Origin of the sequence: Bradyrhizobium erythrophlei, from assembly GCF_042430365.1 — a bacterium.
GTDB classification, from domain to species: domain Bacteria; phylum Pseudomonadota; class Alphaproteobacteria; order Rhizobiales; family Xanthobacteraceae; genus Bradyrhizobium; species Bradyrhizobium erythrophlei.
This window is the reverse complement of record NZ_JBHMET010000232.1, coordinates 25,296-38,352: the sequence shown is the minus strand read 5'-3', so window position 1 is coordinate 38,352 and position 13,057 is coordinate 25,296. Positions and strand designations below refer to the sequence as shown.

11 protein-coding genes are annotated in these 13,057 nt (G+C 65.8%); 5 read left to right on the top strand and 6 right to left on the bottom strand.

The features are described from left to right. Window positions 1–23 precede the first annotated feature (23 nt). Window positions 24–803, bottom strand: coding sequence for an MBL fold metallo-hydrolase (locus ACFFWD_RS35030; protein WP_376973364.1), 780 nt, complete (start codon window positions 801–803; stop codon window positions 24–26). Beyond that, the gene (locus tag ACFFWD_RS35025; RefSeq protein ID WP_376973362.1) at window positions 800–1,729 is read right to left on the bottom strand and encodes a DMT family transporter; all 930 of its coding nucleotides are present in this window, start codon (window positions 1,727–1,729) and stop codon (window positions 800–802) included. Before ACFFWD_RS35025 ends, ACFFWD_RS35030 begins: the two co-directional genes overlap by 4 nt. 109 nt (window positions 1,730–1,838) lie before the next feature. On the opposite strand from ACFFWD_RS35025, the gene ACFFWD_RS35020 reads away from it, so the two are divergent. Continuing rightward, a complete protein-coding gene (locus ACFFWD_RS35020) occupies window positions 1,839–2,702 on the top strand; it encodes a LysR family transcriptional regulator (RefSeq protein ID WP_376973360.1) in 864 nt (287 codons plus the stop codon). A gap of 131 nt (window positions 2,703–2,833) precedes the next feature. On the opposite strand, the gene pdeM is transcribed toward ACFFWD_RS35020, so the two are convergent. The 4 genes from pdeM to ACFFWD_RS35000 all read right to left on the bottom strand — a co-directional run bounded on the left by pdeM (window position 2,834) and on the right by ACFFWD_RS35000 (window position 8,913). Next, the gene (pdeM, locus tag ACFFWD_RS35015; protein WP_376973358.1) at window positions 2,834–3,505 is read right to left on the bottom strand and encodes a ligase-associated DNA damage response endonuclease PdeM; all 672 of its coding nucleotides are present in this window, start codon (window positions 3,503–3,505) and stop codon (window positions 2,834–2,836) included. 55 nt (window positions 3,506–3,560) lie between these two features. After that, a complete protein-coding gene (locus tag ACFFWD_RS35010; RefSeq protein ID WP_376973477.1) occupies window positions 3,561–6,287 on the bottom strand; it encodes a ligase-associated DNA damage response DEXH box helicase in 2,727 nt (908 codons plus the stop codon). Window positions 6,288–6,582: 295 nt separating this feature from the next. After that, window positions 6,583–7,809 (bottom strand): ABC transporter substrate-binding protein, encoded by a 1,227-nt coding sequence (locus ACFFWD_RS35005; protein ID WP_376973356.1) that lies wholly within the window; start codon window positions 7,807–7,809, stop codon window positions 6,583–6,585. Between the two features lie 177 nt (window positions 7,810–7,986). Then, the gene (locus tag ACFFWD_RS35000; protein WP_376973354.1) at window positions 7,987–8,913 is read right to left on the bottom strand and encodes a class I SAM-dependent DNA methyltransferase; all 927 of its coding nucleotides are present in this window, start codon (window positions 8,911–8,913) and stop codon (window positions 7,987–7,989) included. A 140-nt stretch (window positions 8,914–9,053) separates the two neighbouring features. Between ACFFWD_RS35000 and ACFFWD_RS34995 the strand changes: the two genes are divergently transcribed. From ACFFWD_RS34995 to ACFFWD_RS34980, 4 genes are all read left to right on the top strand, one after another. Next, entirely contained in the window at window positions 9,054–10,091 is a 1,038-nt protein-coding gene (locus ACFFWD_RS34995) for a ligase-associated DNA damage response exonuclease (RefSeq protein ID WP_376973475.1), read from the top strand. Then, on the top strand, window positions 10,088–11,896 hold the full coding sequence (locus ACFFWD_RS34990) for an ATP-dependent DNA ligase (RefSeq protein WP_376973352.1): 1,809 nt from the start codon (window positions 10,088–10,090) through the stop codon (window positions 11,894–11,896). The genes ACFFWD_RS34995 and ACFFWD_RS34990 overlap by 4 nt, the downstream gene beginning before the upstream one ends. 99 nt (window positions 11,897–11,995) lie before the next feature. Then, a complete protein-coding gene (locus ACFFWD_RS34985; protein ID WP_376973350.1) occupies window positions 11,996–12,301 on the top strand; it encodes a DUF6460 domain-containing protein in 306 nt (101 codons plus the stop codon). A 20-nt stretch (window positions 12,302–12,321) separates the two neighbouring features. Beyond that, window positions 12,322–13,056: an MBL fold metallo-hydrolase gene (locus ACFFWD_RS34980; RefSeq protein WP_376973348.1), complete on the top strand. Its 735-nt coding sequence runs from the start codon at window positions 12,322–12,324 to the stop codon at window positions 13,054–13,056. Window position 13,057 lies beyond the last annotated feature (1 nt).

The following is a 13,057-nucleotide window of genomic DNA, read 5'->3' as shown; positions in this document are numbered from 1 at the left end:
TCGCTCGCCAGCATTGCGCTGGATCAACCTTTCGATAACAGCTCGATGACGGTGGCGACGCCGGGCTCGAGGATACGCAGGCGACGGCCGAAGCCGAGCGTATCGAAGGTCGAGCGCAGGTCGTTGGCATTCTGCCGGAAATGCGCCCAGCCATCGGTATGCACGGGGACGATGACGGCGTCGGCAAAGGCGCGTGCGGTCTCGATCGTGTCGTTGGTGTCCATGGTGAGATGGAACGGCCCGCGGGTCTGCGCCGCGCCCGCGAAGGGCAGCACCACGCCGGCCTTGAAGCGGCGCGCGACCTCGGCAACGCCGTCGAACCAGGTGGTGTCGCCGCTGATATAGATCGGACGGTTGCCCGCCTTGCGCGACTCCACCACGAAGCCGATGACGTCGCCTGACAGCGGCTCGATGCCGGCCGGCCCGTGCCGCGCCGGCGTCGCGGTGATGGTCAGCGACTGACCGGCCTTGGTCAGCTCGGTCGACCGCCAGGGGGCAAAGCCTTCGGTCTTGCCACCGAGCCGCTTTGCGCCGGCTTCCGTCGTCAGCACGCGCTTCGCGTCTTTCAGGAAATCGCGGCCGGAATGGTCGAGATTGTCCGAATGCTGATCGTGGCTCAGCAGCACCGCATCGATCTCGCCGACATCGCGTGCGCTGAGCGCCGGCCCCGTCAGCTTCTCCAGTGTCACATGCGGCAATTGATAGTCGCCGGGCGCGTCGAAGGTCGGATCGGTGAGGAGCCGGAAGCCGTCGATCTCGATCAGGGCGGTGGGGCCACCGATCAGGGTGATGGTGAGGGTCATGATGCGCTCCTCTCGGGCGACGCAACCGCCGCGGGCCGGGTTACCAGGTAAATGCCGAGCGCCACCGGAATGATCCCGAGCAGATCGCGAAATTCGACGTGCTCACCGAGCACCAGGAAGGCGAACAGCATGCCGAGCGGCGGCATCAGGAAGTGATAGGCGCTCGCGGCGGTGGCGCCACACACCTTCAGGAGATGAAACCAGAGCAGATAGGCGAGGATCGAGCCGCCCAGCACCAGGAAGGCGAAGGCGCCGGCGAGCCGCATGCTCGGTACGATGTCGCTGACAGAGGAGAACGCGAAGGCGAACGGCATCACCGCAAGGCCGCCGGCGATGTTCTGGATACCGTTGCCGATCCACAGGCTCCCCTTCGGCGCCAGCACCTTGAACAAAATGGTGCCGGCGACGATGGACGCGAGCGAGGCCAGCGTGAACAGGATGCCGTGCGGACTGTCCGACCCGACCGACAGGCGGTGCCAGACGATGAAGGCGACGCCGGCGATGCCGAGCACCAGGCCCGTCACCTTGCGCAAGGTCAGCGCTTCGCCAAGAAACAGCGCCGCCAGAACCGCGGTGAAGACGGGATTGGCCGACACGATCAGGGCCCCGAGCCCGGCCGACACTGTCTTCAGGCCGGTGTAGCCGAGGCCGAGATAGAGCGCGTTGTTGGCGACGCCGAGCACGGCGAAAACCGCCACGTCGCGCAAGGAGAGGTCCCACTTGTCCCGGCGCAGAAGCGAGATGCCGAGGATCAGGACGCCGGCCAGCGAGAACCGCGCGGCCAGCATGATCAGCGGCGGGCAATCGGTGACGCCGATCTTGCCGGCGACGAAGGCATAGCTCCAGAGCAGGCAGAACAGCGCGATCAGGAACGGCAGCGTGTTGAAGCGAGTGCGTGGCATTGCAACGGCGGGGGCGGCTGACATGGGATTTTCTCCTGGGAATTCTCCCTTGCCCCTGATCTAGGCGCATACCTTGCTATTTGGAAATTAAATGATAGACTGACATTCAGTTGATTTATGAATGGAGGCTGCGATGCTCGATCTGGAGCTGCTGCGCAGTTTCGTCTCGGTGGTCGATGCCGGCGGCTTCACCCGCGCCGGCGAGCGTGTCCACCGCACGCAATCGACGGTGAGCCAGCAGATCAAGCGGCTGGAGGAGGATGTCGGTCAGCCGCTGCTGATCCGCAGCGGCAAGGACGTGACCCTGACCGAGGCCGGCGAACGGCTGTTGACCTATGCGCGGCGGCTCTTGTCGCTCGCCGAGGAAGCGCGCGACGTGCTCTCGCGTCCCGGCAGCGAAGGCGCGATCCGGCTCGGCATCACCGAGGATTTCGCCGCCTATCGGCTGACGAAATTGCTCGCGACCTTCCTGCGCAGCCATCCGAACCTGCGGCTCGACGTGCGCGCCGGCCAGAGCCTCTTTCTATACCGCGATCTCGAGCGGGGCGATCTCGATCTCGCGCTGGTCAAGCGCGACGCCAACGAGAAGGGCGGCATCGCGGTGTGGCCGGAGCGCGTGCACTGGGTCACCAGCAAGAGCCATCCGCGCGACACGTCCACCGGCTCGGTGCCGCTGATCGGCTTCGCCTCGGGTTGTCTCTATCGCGCCCGCGCCATCCACGCGCTGGAGAGCGCCGGCCGCAACTGGCACATGGCCTACACCTCCTCCAGCCTCGCCGGCATCCAGGCCGCGGTCGCCGCAGGGCTCGGGCTGAGCATCCTGTCGGAGATGTCGATCCAGGCCGATCATCGCGTGTTGACGGCGAAGGACGGCTTTGCGCCGATCGACAAGACCGAGGTCGCCCTCGTCGCAGCCCCCGAGGCCAGCCCTGCGACATTGCGGCTGGCGGACCGGCTCGCGGAGTTCTGCGATTCGGTGCAGGCGAAGGCAGCGTAGGGCCGAGATAGCGCAAACGCGTGTAGGGCGGATTGGCCGGAGGCGTAATCCGCCACTCCATACAGGGCGGCGGATTACGCTTACGCTAATCCGCCCTACGGAGCAACGCGCTCCTCGGCACGCGCCAAGCGTTAATAGCACCGTGCCGCATCAAACGCGTGGACGCGGTTGTCGCCGAGCACGTGGGCGGTGAAGCCGGACGATCCGAACACTTTCGCGAACGCGGCGTCGCGGATGCTCAAGCCTCCGGTGTATGCGCCGAAGGCAGGCATCACCGCGCGTTCGCCGTCACTGGCAAAGCAACGGCGCTCGATCGAGCGGCCGCGGGTCGGCACGCGCGCCTTGGGATGCAAATGGCCGGCGATTTCGCCGCTCGACCCGGTCGGCTCGTGGCGGAAGACGATCGGGCCGATCGCGACTTCGGTCGCGACCACGCCGCCGAGATCGGACGGCAGCGCCGGATCGTGATTGCCCGAAATCCAGATCCAGTTGCGCCGCGCCTGCAATGCGGCCAGCGCCTCGCGATCGGACGTCGACAAACGCTCATGGGCATCGCGATCGTGAAAGCTGTCGCCGAGCCCAATCACCCGGCGCGGGTCGTGCCGCGCGATCACGGCGGCGAGCCGACTCAAGGTCGCAACCGTATCATAGGGCGGCAGCAGCACGCCGCGCGCGGCAAAGCTCGAGCCCTTTTCCAGATGCAGGTCGGAGACGACCAGCAGGCTCTGCTCTTCCCAGAACAGCGCGCCGGAGAAATCGGCAACAAAGCCGATGTCCGCAACCGTGACCCTCGAAACGCGCATGTCGTCAACGTCTCCCGAAGCCTGCGCGTTTGCCGTCACTTTCTGTCCCGTCGCGTTATGTCATCGCCTCCCGCACGAGCTCCTCGGCAGCTTCGGCCAGGAGTTCGTCGGAAGCTTCGCCATAAACTGACTCGCGGCCGATTTCCAGCAGCACGGGAACGGCGAGCGGCGAAACGTGGTCGAGTTCCTTGTGGGTGATTCGGCCGTGGATGCGCGACAGCATGTCGCCAAGACGGCGCAGATCGAGCAATCCAGTTGCGGCATCGCCGCGCGCGGCGCGCAGCAGCACGTGGTCGGCCTGGTGCTTGCGCAGCACGTCGTAGATCAGGTCGGTCGAGAACAGCACCTGGCGGCGCGACTTCTCCTCGTCGGTGAAGCGGCGCGCGATCAGGCCGGAGATGATGGCGCAGTTGCGGAAGGTCCGCTTCATCAGCGCCGATTCGGCAAGCCACGCCTCGAGGTCGTCGCCGAGCATGTCGGGGTCGAACAGCGCGTTGAGATCGAGCTGACCGCGCCGGACCATGAAAGAGAGGTCGCCGACGCCCCAGATCGCGAGCGCATATTCATTGGCGACGAAGCCAAGCGGACGGGCACGGGCGCGCTCCAGCCGCCGCGTCAGGAGCATGCCGAGCGTCTGGTGCGCGAGCCGGCCCTCGAAGGGGTAGCAGATGAAATAGTGCTTGCCGCCGCGCGGGAAGGTTTCGACCAGGAGTTCGCGCACCGCCGGCACGCGCGAGAATTTCCGCTGCAGCGACAGCCATTCATGGACCTGATCCGGCAGCGCTTTCCACGCACGGCTGTTATCGAGTAGCTTGCGGACGCGCTCGGCGAGATAGGTCGAGAGCGGGAACTTGCCGCCCATGTAGGACGGCACCTTCGCATCCTTGTCATTGGCGCGGGAGACATAGACCTGGTCCTCGACCAGGGCCTCGTAGCGCACCACCTCGCCGCCGAACACAAAGGTGTCGCCGACCACGAGGCCTTCGATGAACACCTCTTCGATCTCGCCCAGCATGCGCCCGCCGCGCGCAATCGCGCCGGTCGAGCCGGTACCGCCGGCGCGCGAGCGCACCAGCCGCACCTTGAGCATGGTCTCTTCAACGATGGTGCCGACGTTGAGGCGGTAAGTCTGCCGCACCTTGGGATTGGCGACCCGCCAGCGGCCCTGCTTGTCCTGCTTGATGCGGGCAAAGCGTTCATAGGTTTTCAGCGCGTAGCCGCCGGTCGCGACGAACTCGACGACGTCGTCGAAATCCGTGCGCGATAGCGGTGCATAGGGCGCCGCGGTCCTGACCTCGGCGTAGAGCTCGTCCGACAGAAACGGCGCGCCGCAGGCACAACCGAGCACATGCTGGGCCAGCACGTCGAGCGCGCCCGATCGCAGCGGCGGTGTATCCTGAGCATTCTCCGCGATCGCATCGATCGCCACACGACACTCCAGCACCTCGAAGCGGTTGGCCGGCACCAGCACCGCGCGCGAGGCCTCGTCGAACCGGTGATTGGCGCGGCCGATCCGTTGCATCAGCCGCGACGATCCCTTCGGCGCGCCGATGTTGATGACGAGATCGACATCGCCCCAGTCGACGCCGAGGTCGAGCGAGGAGGTGCAGACCACGCCGCGCAGGCGGCCTGCCGCCATCGCGTCCTCGACCTTGCGGCGCTGCGCGACGTCGAGCGAGCCGTGATGCAGCGCGATCGCCAGCCCATCGTCGTTCATGCGCCAGAGATCCTGGAACAGCATCTCGGCCTGGCTGCGCGTGTTGACGAACACCAGCGTGGTCTTGTTGCGCTTGATCAGCTCATAGACCTCAGGCAACGCATGACGCGCGCTGTGGCCCGACCACGGCAGGCGCTCTCGCGTGTCGAGCATCTCGACGACCGGCGGCGCGGCGCCGCCCGCGATGACGACGTCGGCGGATGCGCTGTCGCCACCCGGCTGCGGCACGAGGAAGCACGCAAGCTGCTCGGGCTCGGCGACCGTCGCCGACAGGCCGATGGCCCGCAGCTGCGGCGCGATCTTCCAGAGGCGGGCGAGCCCGAGCGACAAGAGATCGCCGCGCTTGGAGGTGACGAGCGCGTGCAGCTCATCGAGCACGATGCGCTTCAGCGACGAGAACAGATAAGGCGCATCGTCGGAGGCGAGCAGCAGCGCGAGCTGCTCCGGCGTGGTGAGCAGGATATCCGGCGGATAGCGCCGCTGCCGCTGCCGCCGCGACACCGGCGTGTCGCCGGTGCGGGTCTCGATCCTGATCGGCAGCCCCATCTCGGCAACCGGCGTCTCGAGGTTGCGCGCGATGTCGACCGCGAGCGCCTTCAACGGCGAGATGTAGAGCGTGTGCAGGCCCCCGCTGCGGCGGACCGAGCGGCCGGTGGAGATGAGGGCTGGGCGGACGTTCTCCGATCCAGTTCCTTCTCCACCTGCGAGTTCGTCAGGCTCCCTCCCCCTGAAAGGGGGAGGGTTGGGGTGGGGGTCAGCCGCTTGCTCCGCGCCTGCGGCTGACCCCCACCCGTCGCGCGCAAGCGCGCGCCGACCTCCCCCTTTCAGGGGGAGGTTCACGCTCTCACTCAACTCCACCAATGTCGGCAAAAATCCCGCCAGCGTCTTGCCGGCGCCGGTGGGCGCGATCAATAACGCCGAGCGCTCCTCGCGCGCTTTGGCGAGCAGCGCGAGCTGATGCTCGCGCGGCGACCAGCCGCGCGAGGCGAACCAGTCGCGAAACCGGCGCGGCAGCAAATCGGCCGTTTCCGACGGCGTGACGGAGAATAGATCGAGCGTCGACACGCCCAAGAGGTAAGCGGTTGGGGAGGCTTCGTCGAGGGGCGCGAGAATGGCAGCAGGTGGCACGACCTCGCTCCCGTTTGCGGAGACTGCAAGGCGATTGCCTAGAAGTCACCTCGCCCCGCTCGCGGGGAGAGGTCTGATCGCATCGCAAGATGCGATCCGGGTGAGGGGGTACAGGTCTCTCGGCTCACACCGCCTCGCGGAGACAGCCCCTCACCTCAACCCTCTAAGAGCAAGCTTCGCTCGTCTCGACCCGCAAGAGCGGGGCGAGGGAGAGGAGGCAGACTGCCCGCCACTACTCCGTCATCGGCTCGCCGGCGAGGTCCCAGTCCTTGCCGTTGAAGATCGAGACATAGAGCGTCTTCATCGGCGTGTAGTCGTCGGGCGTGTAGCTGTAGTTGATGCCGTCGAGGAAATAGGGCGAGTGGAAGCCGGCGAGCGTTGCCGCGTGCTTCAGCACGTTGGCGCGCGTCAGATCGTCGCCGCAGCGGCGCAGGATTTCCGACATCGTCACCACCTGGCCGTACCCGGCGAAGGCGATGGTGTTGTCGGGATCGATGTTCGGCAGATATTTCTTGCGCAGCTCCTCGAACGCGATCACGTCCGGGTCCTTCTCGTAGCGGGGCACGCCGACTTCCTTGTTGTAGCGGATCGCGACGATGTCCTTGGCGTTCTCCAACCCCGCGGCGCTGAGGATCGAGCGGCCGGTTGAGCCTGCCGACAGCAATTGCAGCGGCTTCCAGCCGAGCTCGGCGACCTTGCGGATCGACTGCGACGTCGCCTTGCCGGTGGTGATGTTATAGAAGACGTCGGCGCCGGACTTCGAGAGGTTGATGAGCTGGGAATCGATCGTCGGATCGGTGAGATCGTAGGTCTGCTCCATGATCACCTGCGCGGTACCGCCGGCATCGGCCAGCACCTTCTTGAAGGGACCGAGGAAGTCACGGCCGAAATCGTCGTTCTGGTAGAGGATGCCGACCTTGGCGCTCGGCTTCACGCTGACGACGTGCTTGGCGAGGATGCGCGCTTCGGTCGGATAGAGCGGCAGGCCCGCCATGGTCCATTTGTAGGTCTTCGGATCGTTCCACTTCGAGGCGCCGGTGTTCAGCAACAATTGAGGGACGCCCTTGGAATTGAGATATTTGTGCACGGCGGTCTGCGGCGCGGTGCCGAGCGAGCCGTAGAGCGCCAGCACCTCCTCCTGCTCGACCAGTCGGCGCGTCGCCTCCACGCATTTCGGCGCGCTGTAGGCATCATCCATGGTGAGGAATTTCACCTTGCGGCCGTTGATGCCGCCCTTCTCGTTCAGCATCTGGAAATAGGCTTCGCCGACGCGCCCGAGCACGCCATAGAGCGAGCCGGGGCCGGAATGCGGCACAGTCTGGCCGAGCTTGATCTCGGTGTCGCTCGCACCCGGATCGTATTTCTTGTCCGCGGCCCAGACGAATGGCGCCGGCAGGACGGACGCTGCGATGGCCGACAATGCGGTGGCGCCGAACTCGCGCCGGGTTTGCTTTTTCATTGTTGTTCTCTCCCTGATGGGAAAGCTCTCGCATTCCACCTCACGACGGGCAAGCGCGATCTCGCGGCTTTGCGACGCAATGCCGCTATACGGCACGCGCGTAGCGTCTAGACTCAAGTTTTGGGTTTCCCTGCTCCCCTTGTGAGAGAAGGTGAAAGCTCATGGTGAGGTGAAAGCTCACGGCTTGATCGCGACCGCGACCAGTCCGGGTGCCGGAACATTGTCTTCCTTGCGAGCCCAGAGGTCTTCAAGCTGCGCCAGTGTCAGCCCCGCCGCCGCAACGGAGGCGCGCACATGGGCCGCGCCGTGCGCGTAGCGGAGCCCTTCGCCGACGATGACGCCTTCGCCGTCATGGGTCTCGGTGGTGAACGCCAGCACGCCGCCTCCGACCAGAACGCGCCTCGCTTCCGCGAGCACGGGGGCGAGATCGGCGACGTAGACCATCGCATCTGCCGCAAGGATCAACTCGGCGCTGGCATCTGGCTTGCTCGAAATACCCTTCAGCATGTCGTCGACCTCGAGCTCGGCATAGAGGCCGGTTGCGCGCGCCTTGTCGATCATGCGCGGCGACAAGTCGATGCCGATGAAGCGGTCGACATTCTTGGCGAACGCGCCCGCAGCAAGGCCGGTGCCACAGCCGAGATCGATCGCGCACTTGAAGAAGGCGGGTTTCTTCGCCGCAGCACGGACCGACAGTACCGCCTTGAACAACAGCGCCGGGCCACGATAGCCGAGATCGCCGACCAGCGCGTTCTCGAAGCGAGGCGCATATTGGTCGAACAGCACCTGCACATAGGCCGACGGCATTGACGCGACGGCTTCGGCGCCGAGCTGCATCAGACGTAGGCTGGCGCCGTGGCGGTCCTCGGGATCCGCATCGCGCGCGGCGCAGAAGGCTTTGATGGCCGCATCGCGCTGGCCGAGCTGCCGGCGAATTTCGCCGAGCGTGAACCAGGCGGAGGTGAATTTTGGCGCTAGCTCGATCGCCTGCTCGAGCAGGTCGGCCGCGGCCGGCAAATCGCCTTTCAATTGCAGGTCGCGCGCGAACTCATAGCGGCGGTCGGCGACGAGATCGCCGGAGGACAGGAAGAGGCGCGCAGGCATTTTTGCAGGAACCGAACTCGTCATTGCCCGGCGAAGCCCGGCAATCCATCAAGAAAGCCGGACTCTTCCGAAGATGGGCGCGCGGGTCAAGCCCGCGCATGACGGCTAAACATCGCGGATCGAACGCCTATATACGAGCAATGCGCCCGCAAGACATCCTGATGCCCGTTCCGGCCGGCCTCGCCTGCAAGGCGGGCGGCTTTCTTATCGACCCTGTCAGGCCCGTCGAGCGCGCGCTGATCACACACGGCCATTCCGACCACGCCCGACCCGGCCATGGCGCGGTGCTCGCCACGCAGGAGACGCTCTACATGATGCGGCTGCGCTATGGCGACCATTTTGCAGGCAGCACGCAGGCGATCGCCTACGGCGAGGAAACCAGGCTTGGCGACGTCACCGCGACATTCCATCCCGCGGGCCATGTGCTCGGCTCGGCGCAGATCGCCGTGACCTGCAAGGACACCCGCATCGTCGCCTCCGGCGACTACAAGGACGCGCGCGATCCGACCTGCGTGCCGTTCGAGCTCGTGCCGTGCGACGTCTTCATCACCGAGGCAACCTTTGGCCTGCCGGTCTTCCGCCATGGCGATGCGGCCATTGAAGTGAACAAGCTGCTTGCCTCGGTGAAACTGTTTCCGGAGCGTGCGCATCTGGTCGGCGCCTACTCACTCGGCAAGGCGCAGCGCGTGATCGCGCTGTTGCGCGAGGCCGGCTACGACGCACCGATCTATCTGCACGGCGCGATGGAAAAAATCACCTATTACTATCAGGAGCGCGGCATTGCGCTCGGCGAGCTGAAGCCGGTGCGCGGCATGAAGAAGGCCGAGCTCGCCGGCACCATCACACTGGCGCCGCCGAGCGCGACGTCGGATGTCTGGACGCGGCGTTTTCCTGATCCGGTCACCGCGTTCGCCTCGGGCTGGATGCGCGTGCGCGCCCGCGCCCGCCAGGGTGGCATCGAGCTGCCGCTGGTGATCTCGGACCATGCCGATTGGGACGGGCTGACCGCGACGATCGGCGCGACCGGCGCCGGCGAGATCTGGGTCACGCATGGTCAGGAAGACGCGCTGGTGCACTGGTGCAAGACCAAAGGTCTTGCGGCGCGGCCACTCGACCTCGTCGGTTATGGCGACGAGGACGAAGGCGAGGCCGCGCCTGCCGGCGAGGCCGAGACATGAACCGCTTCGCCGAACTGCTCGACCGCCTCGCCTACGAGCCCGGCCGCAACAACAAGATCAAGCTGCTCGCCGCCTATTTTCGCGAGACCGAAGATCCCGATCGCGGCTATGCGCTGGCGGCGCTGACCGGCGCGCTGTCGTTCAAGCACGCGAAACCGGGGTTGATCCGCGACCTGATCACGGAGCGCACCGATCCGGTGCTGTTCGGATTGTCCTACGACTATGTCGGCGATCTCTCCGAGACGGTGGCGCTGATGTGGCCGAAATCTTCTCCCTCTCCCGCTTGCGGGGGAGGGTCGGGGTGGGGGTCTCTCCCCACAGTCGACAAGCGGAAAGAACCCCCACCCGGATTGCCCGACCGCGCTTACGCGCCGTCGAACGATCCGACCTCCCCCGCAAGCGGGAGAGGTGAAGAAAGCCAGCCGTCCAACAGCCGCCACAACAACCCGCCTCCCCCCACCCTCACCGAGGTCGTCACCACCCTGCGCACGCTCGGCAAGGCCGAGCTGCCGGCGCAGCTCGCGCGCTGGCTGGATGAGCTCGACGAGACCGGACGCTGGGCGCTGCTAAAACTCGTCACCGGCGCGATGCGGATCGGGATCTCGGCGCGGCTGGCGAAGACGGCGGCAGCCGCGCTCGGCAACAAGGATCCGCACGAGATCGAACTGATGTGGCCGGGCCTGTCGCCGCCCTATCTCGATCTGTTCGCCTGGCTGGAGGGCCGCAGCGATAAGCCGGTTAACCGCGATCCGACGCCGTTCCGCCCGGTGATGCTGGCGCATGCGATCGAGGATGCGGACTTTGCCAATCTCGACGCCGCCGATTTCAGCGCGGAGTGGAAGTGGGACGGCATCCGTGTGCAGGCCGTGTCCGGCCGCGACGCGCGCGGCCACGTCCAGACGCGGCTCTATTCGCGCACCGGCGAGGACATCACCGGCAGCTTCCCGGACCTCGTGCCGTCGCTGCATCTGCCCGGCGCGATCGACGGCGAACTGTTGGTGCTGCGCGACGGCCGCGTGCAGACATTCAACGTGCTGCAGCAGCGGCTCAATCGCAAAGTGGTATCGCCGAAGCTGATCAAGGAATTTCCGATCCATCTGCGCGCCTACGACCTGCTCGGCGACGACGCGAACGACCTGCGCGAGCTGCCGTTCACCGAGCGGCGCACACGATTGGAGGACTTCGTCGGGAAGCTGAACGATCCGCGCATCGACCTGTCGCCGACGGTTCCGTTCGCAAGCTGGGAGGAACTGACCGCGGCGCGCGCCGATCCCAGGAGCGCGGGTGCCGGCGACGACGCCGACGCGGTCGAAGGCGTGATGCTCAAGCGGCGCGACGCGCCCTATCTGCCAGGACGGCCGAAGGGCCCATGGTGGAAGTGGAAGCGCGATCCGCACATCATCGACGCGGTGCTGATGTATGCGCAGCGCGGCCACGGCAAGCGCTCGTCCTATTATTCCGACTACACCTTCGGCGTCTGGACCTCCGGCGAGGGCGGCGAACAGCTCGTGCCGGTCGGCAAAGCCTATTTCGGCTTCACCGACGAGGAGCTCCTGCAGATCGACCGCTTCGTTCGCCGCAACACGACGGAGAAATTCGGCCCGGTGCGCCATGTCGTGCATGAGCCGGACCAGGGGCTGGTGCTGGAGGTCGCGTTCGAGGGATTGCAACGCTCGCCGCGTCACAAATCCGGCGTCGCGATGCGCTTTCCGCGGATCAACCGGCTGCGCTGGGACAAGCCGCCGCGCGAGGCCGACCGGCTGGAGACGCTTGAACGGCTGTTAATGACCTTGACGGGAAATTAAGCCGCGCAGATGCATGGCAGCCATTGACCGCGGTTCCCGGGTTCCCCATGTGCCCTGCCGTGGCCTATAATGGGCGGGCGATTCCGCCAGGAGAGGATGATGCAAAACGACGTCAGAGACTTGCCGGCCAGCAACGCCGACGGGCTGCACCGCTTCCTCGGTGGCTCGCCGCTGTCGGTGGCGTTTCGGCTGATCCTGTTGTCGATCCTGGTCGGCGTCGTGCTCGCCGCGATCGGATTCGATCCCTGGAACATCATCCACAGCATCCGTATGCTGTTCCAGCGCATCTGGGATTTCGGCTTCGACGCCATCAACTGGGCCTGGCGCTACTTCCTGCTCGGCGCCGTGATCGTGGTCCCGGTCTGGTTCCTGTCGCGGCTGTTCGGCGCGCCGCGCGGCCGGTAATCGAGGAAAGCTGACAGCCGATGCAGGTACGATTTGTCGGCTGCGGTGATGCGTTCGGCTCCGGCGGCCGCTTCAACACCTGCTTCCACGTCACCGGAGCGCGCGTCAATCTCCTGATCGACTGCGGCGCCTCGTCGCTGCCGGCGATGAAACAGCTCGGGATCGATCGCGATGCGATCGACCTGATCCTGATCACGCATTTCCACGGCGACCATTTCGCCGGCCTGCCGTTTTTGCTGCTCGACGCACAATTCTCTCGCCGCACCCGGCCGCTGACGATTGCGGGACCGCAAGGCATCGAGGCCAAGCTGCCGCAGCTGATGGAGGTGATGTTCGAGCATTCCTCGAAGACCAAGCAACGCTTTGATCTCTCGGTGGTCGCGCTCACGCCGGAACAGACGCGCAGCTTCGGTGACGTGACGGTAACACCTTATGCGGTGGTGCACGGCGAATCCGGGGGACCTTTTCTCGCCTACCGCATCGAGGCGGACGGCCGCATCATCACCTACAGCGCCGACACCGAATGGACCGATGCGCTGATCCCTGCGGCCAGAGACGCCGATCTCTTCATCGCGGAAGCCTATACTTACGACAAAATGGTCAAGAACCACCTCAGCCTGAAGGTGCTCGAAGCGCATCTGCCTGCCATCAACGCCAGGCGCGTGGTGCTCACCCACATGAGCGACGACATGCTCGGCCGCGTCGACAGCCTGCCCTACGTGGCAGCGCGCGACGGCGCGACGATCGAATTCTGAC